Consider the following 14,386-nt stretch of genomic DNA (forward strand, 5'->3'; position numbering starts at 1 on the left):
TTATCGTTTTTATTCTATCGCTTGATATTACACGGCAATTGTAAAAACTAGCGTGTCCGTTTATGCTCTTAAACATGTCCATTTATGCTATTTAAACGATGTCACGTCAACACATATCGCGAATCAATGATGTCCTGTTCCATATTCACCAAGACATCAGTCAGCCTTTGTCTGCCAAAGAGTTATCTGAGATAGCGGCCTATTCAGAACAGCACTTTCATCGCACCTTTAAAAGCGTGGTCGGGGAGTCGTTGCATCAATATATCCGACGCACTCGAATGGAGTATGCAGCCAACCAATTGATGTTTGATACCAGCTCGTCAGTGGTCGAGATCGCCCATAAATGTGGCTTTAGCTCGGTGTCTTCGTTTAGTCGAGCATTTAAAGCGACCTTTAATATGTCGCCCGGAGAATGGCGTAAGCATGATTTACAAGTAGCAGAAAAACCCTATTTAAAAGATCCCGAAGTGGCGGCGGGCTATTTGAATGTTGCGCAGCGAGTGTTACCTGAACCTAAGATTATTGAAGTGCCTGAACGGATGGCGGCCTATGTTCGACATACGGGATATAACCGCTCTATTCGCAATGCGTGGTTGATATTGAAAGCGTGGGCGAATTCGGAACAGCGTGATTTTTCAAGTCAATTTGGTTTGCATCACTCAAACCCTGCTTGGGTTGAGATGGATCAGTGTCGTTATGTCGCGTGTATCGCGATTGATGAACCGATTAAGTATCGCAGTATCGTGAACCAGATGGTGATCCCAGGAGGCTTGCATGCGGTGTTTCGACTGAATGGCCGCTATGGTGAGCTGCTACCACAGATCAGTATGGTGTTAGAAAAGTGGCTACCCACATCTGGTTTCAAACAGCGCTCGACTCCCGCGTATGTGCATTATCATCAGAATCACTTTCTTAATAGTGATGAAATATTCGAACTCGATTTTTACCTTCCCGTGAGCTTTTACTAATCGATGGTTGTGCTGTTTTGTTGAACCAGACTTTGATCTTTTGTTGAGACAAATTAGCACAACCAATAGCAGCTAACGATTTTATGCAGTTGGCCTAAGATAAAGATGCTTTGTTGATAATCTACTCTAAGTAAATGATGACAACGTACGGATTAAACGATAGCATTTCGTTCTAATTGCAAATAGTTCTTAATATCACCCGATAGAATATGACCATTACCCACAAAGATTATCTGAAAATCGCTTTCCCTTTCATCATCTCAACGGTGACACAACCTCTGTTAGGTGCTGTGGATACCGCTGTTATTGGCCAACTTGGTATTGCTGAATTGATTGGTGGCGTAGCGATCGGCACCATCATTATGAACACCATGTATTGGTTGTTTGGTTTTTTCCGTGTCAGTACCACGGGCCAAAGTGCGATGGCACTGGGTAAGGGAAACCGCACTGATTTGGCGGGTAGCTTGATGCGTCCGTTTGTGCTGTCTGGTTTAGTGGGTTTGATCTTTATCTTGATACAACCACTCATCTGGCAAGGCGCAATGTGGGTGATAGAGCCTGAAGCCAATGTAGCCGAGCACGCGCACATCTACTTCAGTATTTTGATTTATGGTGCACCTTTTGTACTGCTCAACTACACCATTATTGGTTGGTTAATGGGGCAGGCGAAAGCCAAAGAAGTTCTTTACACACAAGTGTTTGGTAACGTGTTGAATATTGTATTGGATGCGGTGTTTGTACTTTATTTCGACTTGGGTGTCGCCGGTGTGGCATACGCAAGTTTGATTGCACAAATCACCACCTTTGTGATTGGTATGACGCTGGTGATGAAGACCAGCAACATCTCGATCTCTGAGTTCCTGCAAGGCTCGAAGATGACCAAGAAAGACCTTTCGACAATCATCTCATCAAATACTGACCTACTGTTACGCACGATCTGTATCTTGGTATTTTTCAATATGATGGCGCGTACTGGTTCCAAACTGGGTACTGATGTTCTGGCCGCTAACGCGATTCTGATGCAGGTGACCTTTATTGTTAGTTACATGTTTGATGGCATTGCTAATGCATCAAGTGTGTTTGCGGGTAAAGCGGTTGGTCAGAAAAATGCTTCGATGTTGGATCGTGTATTAAGACTCAATTTTCAATGGACGGCAGGTTTCATTGCTGCGTTAACGTTGTTGACCTTGATGTTTAAAGACGTGATTGTTTTCTTGTTTACCGATATTCCAGCGCTGGTTGCCTTGTATCAAGAGATGGCTCCGTGGCTGATTGTATTCCCGCTAGTGGCTGGCTTTGGCTTAACGGTTTACGGCATCTTTACCGGAACGGGAACCACGCGTCCGGTTAGAGACTCAAGCATCGTGACTTTGTTGGTATTCTTAGCGGTACAGGCATTCACCATCGATATTTGGGGCAATCATGGTTTGTGGCTTGCGTTTACTCTGTTCTATCTTGGGCGTATTGCGTTCCTGTATCCGTTCATCGCACAAGTTAAGCAGAAGTGTTACCCAGTCAAAGATGCAGTACAGGGTGCCATTAACTAAGCTGTCTAATTGCCATCTTTAATACATTATTAATATTTTATGAAAGCGCTTTACTATTTTTATACGATAAATTTGGTGAGCGCTTTTTTGTATGTAATGACTCACTATAAATGGTCAATAAAATTGTAAGTAAAACGCGATACAGTTCAATGTCCGCTTTTCATCGCCTCAGCTAAATGATAATGTTGTTATGTTATAACATCTATCTGTGAGTATCTGCGTGAACGCCCCACTTTTGTCTGTTGACCACCTAACGATCAAAACCTCTTCGAGAACCCTTTTCCAAGATATCCACTTCGATGTTTATCACGGTGAGCTGTTGGCGATCATGGGACCGTCAGGCATTGGTAAGTCGATGCTTTCTCGCGCTATTGCCGGGTTTCTGCCAGAGACGATTGAAGTTGAAGGTCATATTTCTTTATCTGGTGAAGCTGTGTGTGGTTTGCCTATGTTGCAAAGAACTGCCACACAGCGCCCCGCAGTTATCTTCCAAGATGCGCTTCAAGCTTTGAACCCTCTGGTTTCAATAGAAGGTCAACTCTGCCTTGCCTTGACGGGAACTCGCACTAAGCTTAAATCAAAAGAAAAAATTCAAATTACCGAGTTGCTGAATCAACTTGGTTTTCCTAATCCAGAAACCATCTTGCCGTTGTACCCGAGCCAAATTTCGGGTGGGCAACGCCAACGTGTGTGTATTGCGATTGGCTTGCTGAGTAACGCCGATATTATCATCGCCGATGAACCAACCAGTGCGTTAGATCCGGTGACAGAGCAAGAGATACTTAAGCTGATTCGACACAATGTTAAACAGCGTCAAATTGGTGGTTTACTCATCACCCATGACCTGCATAGCGCGTTGGCGTGTGACAAGCTGTTAGTCATCGATGATGGTGGTGTGGTGGCTTACGGTGCACCGAAACATGCACTTGAGTCGAGTTCTCACGCTTTCTGCTGTTCATTGAGAGACTTAATCGAATGAGCTCGACCTTATCACTAAACTCAGAAGCCTCGCCATTAATGCCAGTGACTGATTCAGAAACACAAACACCGATAGAGATTAAGTTCGACAATGTGAGTGTTCACTACTACTCCGTACCAAGTTGGTTGGGTGGTAAAGCGTTCAAAGCGCTACAGAACATAGACCTTAATGTTGAAGACAAAAGCCTAGCAATTGTTGGGCGTTCTGGTGCCGGTAAATCAACGTTAATTGAACTGCTATTTGGCCTTAAAGCGCCAACCGTTGGTCAAATAAACTTGTTCGGTTATTCGCTCCCAATTCTCGATAGCAAAGCGCAAGCAACGGTGTGTCGCTTGATTCAATTGGTGCCTCAAGAGCCCCACACTAGCCTCAACCCTTACTATACCGTTCGACAGATCTTAGCCGAACCTCTAAGTAACTTAGATGTTTCGGGTAATCATGAAGCCATCATTGAAGAGGCGCTTTCAGACGTTGGATTGCCTGCCAGTTTGCTCTTACTGAAACCTAATCAGCTTTCTACAGGTCAAGCTCAACGTGTGGCTATTGCTCGGGCTCTTGTCGTTAGACCCGCAGTGCTGGTGGCCGATGAACCTACTGCCAGCCTTGACCCAGTGAATCGCCAAAGGTTGTTGGACTTGGTTAATTCATTAAAAAAGAAGCGCGATATGCGCCTTATTTTGGTTACTCACGATTTAGGTGCCGCAAAAGCCCTTTGTGAAGAAATACTGGTACTCGACCATGGTGAAATGGTGGAGCACGGACCGACCGATCAAGTGATGAGTAAACCTGCTCATCCTGCGACTCAGATGCTGATCGAGTCTCAGCCTCTTTCGAAATCTACTTGTTAAACACAACCTTATTTATTAAAAAAATACAGCTACAGAGAAAAAATAATTATGCGTTTTAATTCAATCAAACTGGCTTGCACGCTTGCGTTGGCTCTGCCTTTGACGGGCTGTTTTGACTCTCAACCAGGGTCTAGCGATGCCGCAGTAAAATCTGAAATCCGAGTTGCGATGATGCAACCACCAAGAACGGGCCTATCGCCACTTTCTGATGACGCGTTCAAACTATCACGTTGGAGCACGGCTGAAACGTTAGTGAACTTGAGCCCAACCTCAGAAGCAGAACCAATGCTAGCGACTGATTGGAAACATCTTGATCCTCTGACTTGGCAGTTCACGATTCGCCAAGGCGTTAAATTCCACGATGGCTCTACATTAACAGCAGAATCCGTAGTGAACTCTTTGCAGAAAGCGCTTGAGGCTGCACCTAAGCCACGCATTCTAGATGGTGTCGATCTCGAAGTGAAAGCGATGGACAACTACCGCGTAGAGATCAAGACCAGCTTTGATGACCCTCTTTTACCAAGCCGTTTATCAAGCCCTCAATTAGCGATTCTTGCAGCAAGTGCTTACCAAGAAGATGGCCGTGTTAGCCCAATGGGTGCTGGTACTGGCCCGTTTGAGCTGACTGAAATCAACGGTACAACCAGCGCGAAGCTAAAACGTTTCGATGGCTACTGGGGTGAAAAAGCGCAAGTTGAATCTGTGATTGCAGAATACGTCCCTAACGGTTTTGCTCGCGCTGCAGCTCTAAGAACAGGTACAGCAGACATCGTTGAAGCGGTACCCGTTTCACAAATCGCGACCATTGATCCGAACCTACTTTACGAAGTGGCAATGCCTCGTACTAATACGCTTTACCTGAACAACAAGTCAGGCGTATTTAGCGATATTGAACTGCGTAAGGTAGCGGCAGCTGCAGTAGACCGTGAGCAGATCGTGAATACTGTTTATGAAAACCACGCGGATATCGCGCAAGGCCTATTAGGTCCTGCACTTGCTTGGGCTGAACCAATTCGACCTGAAGGTCAGGCAGTTGACAAAACGCTAAAAGCGAACGGCGAAAGCATTGTTATTGGTACCTTTACCGACCGTGCAGAGCTTCCAGAAGTGGCAGCGCTACTGAAGCAACAACTTGAAGCGGCTGGTTTCAAGGTTGAGCTGGATATTCGTGAATATGCTCAGATCGAGAACGATGCGCTATCTGGTAAGTTTGACGCGTTTATCCTTTCTCGTGCAACGGTTCTAGATTCGGGTGACCCAGTGGCTTACATGATGAGCGACTTTGGTTGTAAGGGTTCATTCAACCTTGGCCAGTTCTGTTCTCAAGAGGTAGATAAAGCACTGAATCACGCTGACCTACAACCGCTAGGTGCGCTGCGTCACCAAGCGATCATCGAAGCTGAACAAAAAATCCTTAACGATTTCGCGGCTATCCCGCTGCTTCACGAACGTGTGATTCAAGGTGAAAGTGAGCGTGTAAGCAATGTCGTTCGTGACCCAAGTGAACGTCGCTTGGTTGACCAAACTACACAGGTCAAAAAAGCGACACAAGTTAACCCGGCAACACAGGCTAACTAAATAAATGTTATCTGCTGAGACTCTGCGTCGAACTCTATTTATCTTGACGCCTTGGCTATCAAGAATCGCCTCACTGATTGTGGTGGTGATTCTTGTTGGTTTGATGCCTGACATTGCAGGCATCGATCCAAGCCAATCTATTCTGCGGGCTAGGGCGGGGCAACAACACCTGCTTACGCCTGAAGCTTTAGCGGCGGTACGCGCTGATCTTCAGCTTGACCGTTCAGCCATTGAGCGCCTGCTCGACTGGGTAGGAAGTGCTTTTTCAGGTGATCTAGGTGAATCATGGATTGATGGTTCCTCGGTTGCATTAAGCATTCAAAAAACAGCATCTACGTCTCTGTTCTTGATGTCTAGCGCACTTGTGATGACTTTCGTACTGTGTGGTGCAGGCTTACTTGCTACCTTACGCAGTTGGAAGAAGGGCAAACTAGGGCAGAGTTACAGCAGTTTAAGCACCGTATTAATATCGTTACCAGAGTATGTGGTGGCCTCGGTATTAATATTGGTGTTCTCTATCTGGTTAGGTTGGCTACCACCGTATGGTTGGCAAGGTTGGCAAGATATCTGGCTACCGAGTTTAGCGCTCGCACTGCCTGCAAGTGGCTTGTTTAGTCGTCTACTCAGAGACAGTTTACAACGCGTTCTCAATGAACCTTGGGTGATCACTTGGCTCAGTGCCAACGTTCATTCCAATCAAATTATTCGCTTTGCGCTGAAAAGAGCGCTGAGCAGTCTGATCCCGCAAATCGCGATGATCGTGATTGGCTTAACTGGTGGCGCAGTCGCGGTTGAGCTTATCTTCTCGATCCCTGGTATCGGGCGCATGATTCTTGGTGCAGCCAAGGCGCAAGACTTACCAACGCTGCAAGGCGGCTTATTGGTGTTGCTGCTATTTTCAATTGCCGTGAGCAGCATGAGCTTGTTTGTTCAGCAATTGATTCTTGGCCACAGCCTGAAAAGCGGCAAGCTCATCAGTAGCCACTCTTCGTTTCGTTTTACCCAGAACCGCGCAAAGCGTGTCACTGCTTTTGCGATCTTCTCTTTCCTAATTGCTATCGTTGTATGGGCTGCATTCCGAGACCCATACACTAGCCAATTCGCACGCTTGGCATCACCGAGTTGGCAAGCACCTTTGGGCGCAGATGGCATTGGTCGAGACCTACTGGCGAGAATTGGTTCTGGTATGATTGCGACCTTCCAAGCCGGCATATTGGCAACGTTCTTGAGCTTGGTGACGGGCATCATCATGGGTTTCAACACCCGCTTTAGCCAAGGCCTTATCGAGATCACTAAGGGTATCCCATACATCATTGCAGGCTTGCTTGTTGCAGGTTTAACGGGGATGAATCCGAACAGCGCATTAATCGCGATTGTATTGGTGTCGTGGGCGCCGTTAGCCGCGCACTGCTCAAGCTTGATCGTAGAAGCCAAGGCGCAACCTTATACGCACCTCGCGCCACTATGGGGCACCAGTAAGCTTAGAATCTTCCGTTTCTACTTACTTCCGTATGTATTGCCACCGTTGTTAAGACACGCGATGTTGAGGCTACCGGTTATCACTCTAAGTCTGACCTCGCTGAGCTTCATCGGATTAGGGGCAAAGCCACCAACACCTGAATGGGGTTTGATGATCGCAGAGAACCTTCCATACATTGAGCGCGCGCCATTAGCAGTCATGGGGCCAATTGTTGGGCTGATCTTGTTGGGTGCAGCCATTAACATGATGTTTGATGACTAACGTAAAGATCCGGTCGCTGAGGTTTCTAAATTGACGATCCGATTGGGTATTCGATTTAGCATTTATGTTGTAACCTTAGCCCTGCTTTTTAGAGACGCTTTTTGATCGGCTCGAAAGTTAAACAGGCCCTAGTTAAGTGTAAAGGATTCAACATGTATCTCGTTTTGTATTGCCACAATATTGGTATGACCGACTTTTCTTTCTTTGAGACGGAAGATTTCGATAAGGAAGATGGCTATATCGTGCGAGGCAAATGGCCGAACGAGAAAGCGTTCCGTGATTACTTAACCAAAGAGTTTGGTGACATGAACGAGTTCCAAGTGATCGACTTAATCGCCAAAGGCGCAGAAGCAGAACACTACTCGCCAGAAGAGTTGGTGCGCTTAGCTCAGTAGCCGCTAGCTCAGCAATATCTAGCTCGGTAATACGTTTTAAATCGAATAAACAAATGGCAGCCTGATTGGGCTGCCATTTTTCGTTTTAAGCTTGAGCACGTTGCTCGCAGTATGAGTGGATCTACTGCGCCACTTCGTCCACCAAGTACAAGATTGATTGATACGGAATGCCACTGTGGTGTGATAAACCGATCTCACAGGTTCGGCTGTTACTAAAGCCACGAGTGCAGTTGCTCGGCACTTGTTCCTTGAGTGGGTGTACCGCCGCCTCATTCAGCTCTGGTGTAGTGAAGCCTTTGTCACCTGCCCAACCACAACATTGAATATGCTCTGGAACAATCACCTCTTCGGTACACGCTTTAGCAAGGTTTAACATCGCGCCTTCTAAGCCCATTCGACGAGAGCTACACGTGACATGCAGCATCACGGTTTCTTGTAGCGGCTCAAGCGTCAGATGTTCAAGCAAATATTGATTCACAAACCCTGTTGGCTCTAACACCTCTAATGGCTTGGTGAACTGCTCAATACTGCGTTTGGCGCACGGACTGGTGTCCATCAGTACCGGGTATTCACCCTGACGACTGGCTTGCCATAACACTTCTTCGAGTTGTTGCGCTTTAGATTGGGCTAAATCGGTCATTCCTTTGCTGTCGTAAGGCATACCACAGCATTGGTCATCTAGCTTCTTCGGTAGAATTACCTCGAATCCTGCCTTGTTGAGCAAAGACATGGTCACTTCAGTAAGAGGACGTTGGTCGCCCGCATCACTTTGTTGCCCCATGGTTCGACTGGCACACGAAGGGAGGTAAACCACTTTCTTCGCGTTGTTCGATGTTTCGGCTGTCATTGGTGAAGCCGTGAGGGAGTGGTTGTTGGATTGCGGCATCTCTGGCATCCAAATCGGTGTCGCGCCTTTGGTCACTGAGCGTAGGCCATTGGTAAGCTTGCCGACCGTGTTGGCGCCCAGAACCTTACTCGCCACTTGGTTGGTTTTGAGGCCAGCCTTGGTCAGCTTAGTGGTGGTCGAGAAATGATCCGCTGTCCACTTAGCGATTGGCGTAAATTTCTCGTACTTGGCGATACGAAGCTTCTTCACTAAATCGCCAGTGTTGATGCCCACGGGGCAACGCTCCGCACATAGGCCTGTTGCAGCGCAAGTATCAATGCCTTGGTATTCAAAGGTTTTCTCTAGTTCGCTTGCTTCTATCTCTTCACCCGCAGCTCGGCGGCGTTGTAACTCGCGGTACAGCACGATACGTTGGCGTGGCGATAGAGTTAAGGTACGAGACGGACAAACAGGCTCACAGAAGCCACACTCGATACAGCGGTCGACAAGGTCATCGGCAGCAGGCATCGGCTTCAGGTCTGTGATGTGGGAGTTTGGATTGTCGTTGATGATAACGCCGGGGTTAAGCAGCCTTTCTGGGTCAAACAGCGCTTTGATCTGTTGCATCAAGGCATAGCCATCTTTGCCCCATTCCAATTCCACATAAGGTGCCATGTTTCGGCCCGTGCCGTGTTCCGCTTTCAGTGAACCTTGATACTTCACTGCAACTAGCTCGGCAACGTCATCCATGAAACCGCCGTAACGGTCGATCTCTTCTTGGCTGTCGAAGCCTTGGGTAAACACAAAATGAAGGTTGCCTTCGAGTGCATGGCCGAAAATGATCGCTTCGCTGTAGTCGTATTTATCGAACAACTCTTGCAGCTCTCGAATACCGTTAGCCAGGTTTTCAACAGGGAAAGCCACGTCTTCGATGATAACGGTTGTGCCAACTTCACGAACGGCCCCAACTGCTGGGAACATGCCTTTTCGAATGCCCCACAGGGTTGCAACAGTCTTTGGATCGGACGTAAAAGGGACCGATTCAACAATCGTGTAATCAGCCAATGCATCCAAAATTGATTTACATTGTAAATCTAAGTCCTGCTGGGAGCTGGCGTGTGATTCCACCAAAATAGCCGCCGCTTCTAAATCTAGGTTTGGCATAAACGCAGGCATACCCGGTTTATCCGCGACAGAACGTAGCGCCCTGCCGTCCATCAACTCAACGGCTGCAACCGGAGTTTTGGATAATGTAGTTACGGCTTTACTTGCTTGCTCGATGTCGGCAAACACCAATAGCGCTGAAGCTTTGTTCGGGTGTTCAATCACCGTGTTGTAAGTGATCTCGGCTATGAAGCCTAGTGTGCCTTCTGAGCCAATCATCAGGTGTTTTATGATCTCAATTGGGTCGTGGTAATCGACCAATGCATTGAGCGCGTAGCCGGTGGTGTTTTTAAGACGGTACTTGTGGCGGATTCTGTCTGCCAGTTCTTGATTTGAGCTAGTCTGTCTGTGTAAATCAATAATGCCTTCAAACAACGTTTTGTGTGATTGCTTGAAAGCTTCAACGCTGGCGTTATCTGCCGTATCAAGCAGGGAACCATCACTCAATACGATTTTCATGCTCTCGACGGTGCGATAGGAGTTTTGCGCAGTACCACAACACATACCGCTGGCGTTGTTCGCGGCAATACCGCCAATTTTACAGGTGTTGATAGAGGCTGGGTCTGGGCCGATTTTACGTTGGAAAGGGGCGAGGTATTTGTTGGCATCTGCGCCAATTACACCGGGCTGAAGAATGATTTGATTGCCGTTGTCGACAATTTCATGGCCACGCCAGTCGTCGGTCAGTGTGATGAGTACCGAGTCTGAAACCGCTTGCCCTGAAAGGCTGGTGCCCGCGGCGCGAAAGGTAAAATGAATACCGAGTTCGCGACAGCTTTGAATGGTGAATATGACTTCGTCTAAGTTCTTGAGCCTTAGAACCATTTTCGGCACCAAGCGATAAAAACTCGCATCGGTGCCGTAAGCCAATCGCTTTGCCTCTTGCGTGACAATGCGTTCCGTTTCTATTTTTTGAGCCAGTATCGCTTCAAGCTGCTGATAAGCTTGTGCGTCTATTACTCGCTCATGAGATGTGTTTGTCTCCATCTTTGCTTCCTTGTGCTTCTTATTTGGCACTGATTTGTTTTTAAACGGTGTCACAACGGCAGTGTAATTGCTGTGACACCGATTGAACTTCGGTCTAAGTAGACCAAAGCATTACAGTGAATCAACGGACTTAATCTAGCCCCACCAAAGATTCACGGGTTAAGTCTTTGATTGTCTTGGCGCCAGTTAGAGTCATCGCAACGCGCATCTCTTTGTCGTACAGGTCGAGTAGGTTCTCAACACCTGCTTGTCCTTGCGCTGCTAACGCGTAAACGAAAGAGCGGCCAAGCAAGGTGCAGTCTGCGCCCATCGCCATCATGCGAACTACATCTAAGCCAGTACGAATGCCAGAGTCGACCAGAATTTTGGTGTCGCCTTTAACTGCATCAGCAATCGAAGGCAGCGCTTTGGCACTTGATAGAACGCCGTCAAGCTGGCGGCCGCCGTGGTTTGAAACCACAATGCCGTCTGCGCCAAATCTCACCGCATCCTTTGCATCTTCTTCATCAAGAATGCCCTTGATGACCATTGGACCGTCCCAGAAATCACGAATCCACTCTAGATCTTTCCATGAAATCGACGGGTCGAAGTTATCACCTAACCAACCGATGTAGTCTTCCAGCTTGGTAGGAGAACCACGATAAGTAGAGATGTTGCCTAGGTCGTGTGGTTTACCCAGTAAGCCGACATCAACTGCCCAGCTAGGATGACGCATAGATTGGAATACGCGGCGTACTGCTGCATTTGGACCACTCATTCCTGAGTGCATGTCACGGTAGCGAGCGCCGGGTACGGGCATATCCACGGTGAAGACCAGTGTTGTGACGCCAGCGGCTTTAGCGCGTTCAAGAACGTTCTTCATGAAGCCACGGTCTTTTAACACGTAAAGTTGGAACCACATTGGGCGTTCAATCTTAGGTGCAACTTCTTCAATCGGACATACCGACACGGTCGACATGGTAAAAGGGATGCCTTTGTTGTCGGCGGCTTTTGCTGCTTGTACTTCACCGCGTCTTGCGTACATACCCGTTAAACCAACAGGCGCCAGTGCGATTGGCATCGCTAGCTTCTCGCCAAATAGTTCGGTTTCCAAATTTAGGTCCGACATGTCGTTGAGTACGCGTTGTTTTAGCGCAATCTCAGCTAGGTCAGCCGTGTTGCGACGTAGGGTATGTTCTCCGTAAGAGCCACCATCAATGTAGTGGAAAAGAAACGGTGGTAATTTCGCTTTTGCTGCGGCGCGGTAATCAGTCGATGCGGATATGATCATAATTTCAGTCCTAAATTCTTGGGATGTTGCTCTTCTTTGAGAGCTTGGTTTGGGCTGCTTTAATTCGGGAAAATGGCGTTAATACCCATGGGTGTTGATGTGCTCTAGTATCCATCCCGGAACTCATCAACTGTCTTATTAGACGGTGTCGCTGTCGGGGAATTGAGTATTAACGCCAAGTGCTTTTGAACGACTTATGGTTTACATAAGTGCGTCGGTCATTTTGAATCCGTAGATAACCACTAGGCCGATGATGCCTGTCATCACCAAGTAGTAGAACGTTGGAATGATTGTCTTACGTAGGGTTGCACCTTCGCGTCCTAGCAAGCCAACAGTTGCTGATGCCGCTACCACGTTGTGAATCGCAATCATGTTACCTGCTGCTGCACCAACGGCTTGTAGAGCAACAACCACCGCACTAGAGATAGTCAGAGTCTGCGCTACTTCGAATTGGAACTGGCTGAACATCATGTTTGAAACTGTGTTCGAACCTGCAATGAAGGCACCTAACGCACCAACCGTTGCACTCAATGCTGGGAATGCGCTACCAACGAGGTCAGCTGCGAAGTTTGCCGTGGTTACGGGCATACTTGCTAAATCTGCGCCATTCACACCAGAGTTAATGAAGATACGAACCATTGGGATGGTGAACACCAACACAAAGCCTGCGCCAATCAGAGTCTTGCTCGATTCACCGAAGGCTTTAGCCAGTGGCGTTGCGCTGCGAGATTGCATGAGAACAGCAACCAGCGCGACGAAGACCAAGATACCGCCCGGTAGATACAGAGGCTGAATCGCAGTGCTCACACCGGTTTCACCAAGGATGTTGCTGAACGATAGGCTAACGCTCTTCAGTAGGCCTTTGAATTCAGGGCTCACGCGGCTCGCAACCAAGGTCACCGCTAGCAGCACGTATGGTGCCCATGCCATCGCCATGCTCATCTTCTTATGGCCTTGATTGTTGTCGTCAAGGTCGATTTTCAGAGAACCTAGCCATTCTGCAGGCCACTTGTCTTCGCTCTCAAAATCCCATTTTGATTTAGGTACTAGGAAGCCGCGTTTTGCTGCTGTTACAACAATCGCAAGGCCAACCAAACCACCAATCAGTGATGGGAACTCAGCACCTAGGAAAACACCCGTTAGTGCGTAAGGAATGGTGAAAGCGGCACCTGCGAACAGTGCGAATGGCAGGATATCAAGACCTTCAGTCCAGCTTTTGTTCTTACCGAAGAAGCGAGTCAGCATCATCGCCATCAATACAGGAATCATCACACCAACGCAGGCGTGGATGATCGCAACACTTGATGTGATCTGTTGTAGGTAAGCATCCCATGTTGAACCATTGGCAATCAGGCTTTCACCGATGTTGTGCGTATCCAAACCTTTGTTTACGCCAACAATGATAGGTGTACCAACCGCGCCAAACGATACCGGCGTAGATTGAATCATCATGCCCATCAGTACCGCAGCTAATGCTGGGAAGCCGATTGCAACGAGTAAGGGAGCGGCGATTGCAGCGGGTGTGCCGAAGCCAGATGCGCCCTCAATGAATGAACCAAAACACCAAGCAATGATGATCGCTTGTACACGACGGTCTGCTGATATGTCAGTAAATCCGTTGCGGATGGTGGTGATAGCTCCGGTGTGTTTCAAAGTGTTTAATAAGAAGATGGCGCCAAACACAATCCAGAGAACCGACACGGTAATGCCGAAGCCTTGGAATACTGAAGCCAGCACGCGAGTGCTAGACATATCCCATGCGAATAGGGCGATAGCAACGGTTAATGCAAATGCCACGGGCATCGCTTTTTTTGCAGGCCAGTTAAGGCCAACCAGCAGAATCGCTGCAATAACTATTGGCGAAAAGGCCAATAATGCTAGTAGAGTTTCACTCATGGGTACTTCCTCGTACTTGTTTTCAAACGTTCATGTTTGAAGTGAATAACACGTCATTAGTTTTGTAGGTGTAATCTGAATCTCGAGGATTCAATTGTTGTAATTAGAGTCGCTTTATTTGTAACCGATGTGATTGCAAAAGCTGTTTTTGTAATTGTTTTGTTAATTTGGCGTGAATTTACCCCTT

Annotated in this window: 10 protein-coding genes; 7 read left to right on the plus strand and 3 right to left on the minus strand. The window is 47.6% G+C overall.

Annotated features, from left to right (window positions below; genetic code table 11):
• The first annotated feature begins 98 nt into the window (after window positions 1-98).
• From AB4482_RS09715 to AB4482_RS09745, 7 genes are all read left to right on the plus strand, one after another.
• Window positions 99-968: a GyrI-like domain-containing protein gene (locus AB4482_RS09715; RefSeq protein WP_136982302.1), complete on the plus strand. Its 870-nt coding sequence runs from the start codon at window positions 99-101 to the stop codon at window positions 966-968.
• A 209-nt stretch (window positions 969-1,177) separates the two neighbouring features.
• Window positions 1,178-2,515, plus strand: a complete 1,338-nt coding sequence (locus AB4482_RS09720; protein ID WP_372180856.1) for an MATE family efflux transporter — start codon at window positions 1,178-1,180, stop codon at window positions 2,513-2,515.
• A 220-nt stretch (window positions 2,516-2,735) separates the two neighbouring features.
• Window positions 2,736-3,494, plus strand: coding sequence for an ATP-binding cassette domain-containing protein (locus AB4482_RS09725; RefSeq protein WP_372180858.1), 759 nt, complete (start codon window positions 2,736-2,738; stop codon window positions 3,492-3,494).
• Window positions 3,491-4,342 carry an ABC transporter ATP-binding protein gene (locus tag AB4482_RS09730; RefSeq protein ID WP_372180859.1) on the plus strand — a complete coding sequence of 284 codons (852 nt, stop codon included), beginning with the start codon at window positions 3,491-3,493 and terminating at the stop codon, window positions 4,340-4,342. Before AB4482_RS09725 ends, AB4482_RS09730 begins: the two co-directional genes overlap by 4 nt.
• A 48-nt stretch (window positions 4,343-4,390) precedes the next feature.
• Window positions 4,391-5,920: an ABC transporter substrate-binding protein gene (locus AB4482_RS09735; protein ID WP_372180860.1), complete on the plus strand. Its 1,530-nt coding sequence runs from the start codon at window positions 4,391-4,393 to the stop codon at window positions 5,918-5,920.
• 4 nt (window positions 5,921-5,924) lie between these two features.
• Window positions 5,925-7,661 carry an ABC transporter permease subunit gene (locus AB4482_RS09740; protein ID WP_050653167.1) on the plus strand — a complete coding sequence of 579 codons (1,737 nt, stop codon included), beginning with the start codon at window positions 5,925-5,927 and terminating at the stop codon, window positions 7,659-7,661.
• A 152-nt stretch (window positions 7,662-7,813) separates the two neighbouring features.
• On the plus strand, window positions 7,814-8,056 hold the full coding sequence (locus tag AB4482_RS09745) for a hypothetical protein (RefSeq protein ID WP_017061558.1): 243 nt from the start codon (window positions 7,814-7,816) through the stop codon (window positions 8,054-8,056).
• Window positions 8,057-8,177: 121 nt separating this feature from the next.
• Here the strand turns inward: AB4482_RS09745 and AB4482_RS09750 are convergent, their stop codons facing one another.
• From AB4482_RS09750 to AB4482_RS09760, 3 genes are all read right to left on the minus strand, one after another.
• A complete protein-coding gene (locus AB4482_RS09750; protein ID WP_372180862.1) occupies window positions 8,178-11,033 on the minus strand; it encodes an FAD-binding and (Fe-S)-binding domain-containing protein in 2,856 nt (951 codons plus the stop codon).
• 130 nt (window positions 11,034-11,163) lie between these two features.
• On the minus strand, window positions 11,164-12,303 hold the full coding sequence (lldD, locus tag AB4482_RS09755; RefSeq protein ID WP_102320301.1) for an FMN-dependent L-lactate dehydrogenase LldD: 1,140 nt from the start codon (window positions 12,301-12,303) through the stop codon (window positions 11,164-11,166).
• A 201-nt stretch (window positions 12,304-12,504) separates the two neighbouring features.
• Window positions 12,505-14,199 (minus strand): L-lactate permease, encoded by a 1,695-nt coding sequence (locus AB4482_RS09760; RefSeq protein WP_372180863.1) that lies wholly within the window; start codon window positions 14,197-14,199, stop codon window positions 12,505-12,507.
• Window positions 14,200-14,386 lie beyond the last annotated feature (187 nt).

The sequence above is a fragment of the Vibrio sp. 10N.222.55.C7 genome, from assembly GCF_041473335.1.
GTDB lineage: Bacteria > Pseudomonadota > Gammaproteobacteria > Enterobacterales > Vibrionaceae > Vibrio > Vibrio crassostreae_C.

What these genes read in the sequence shown, in the direction of transcription:
- AB4482_RS09715 (WP_136982302.1), top strand. Translation starts at nt 99, where the DNA reads ATGTCACGTCAACACATATCGCGAATCAATGATGTCCTGTTCCATATT.
- AB4482_RS09720 (WP_372180856.1), top strand. Translation starts at nt 1,178, where the DNA reads ATGACCATTACCCACAAAGATTATCTGAAAATCGCTTTCCCTTTCATC.
- AB4482_RS09730 (WP_372180859.1), top strand. Translation starts at nt 3,491, where the DNA reads ATGAGCTCGACCTTATCACTAAACTCAGAAGCCTCGCCATTAATGCCA.
- AB4482_RS09735 (WP_372180860.1), top strand. Translation starts at nt 4,391, where the DNA reads ATGCGTTTTAATTCAATCAAACTGGCTTGCACGCTTGCGTTGGCTCTG.
- AB4482_RS09740 (WP_050653167.1), top strand. Translation starts at nt 5,925, where the DNA reads ATGTTATCTGCTGAGACTCTGCGTCGAACTCTATTTATCTTGACGCCT.
- AB4482_RS09745 (WP_017061558.1), top strand. Translation starts at nt 7,814, where the DNA reads ATGTATCTCGTTTTGTATTGCCACAATATTGGTATGACCGACTTTTCT.
- AB4482_RS09750 (WP_372180862.1), bottom strand. Translation starts at nt 11,033, where the DNA reads ATGGAGACAAACACATCTCATGAGCGAGTAATAGACGCACAAGCTTAT.
- lldD (WP_102320301.1), bottom strand. Translation starts at nt 12,303, where the DNA reads ATGATCATATCCGCATCGACTGATTACCGCGCCGCAGCAAAAGCGAAA.
- AB4482_RS09760 (WP_372180863.1), bottom strand. Translation starts at nt 14,199, where the DNA reads ATGAGTGAAACTCTACTAGCATTATTGGCCTTTTCGCCAATAGTTATT.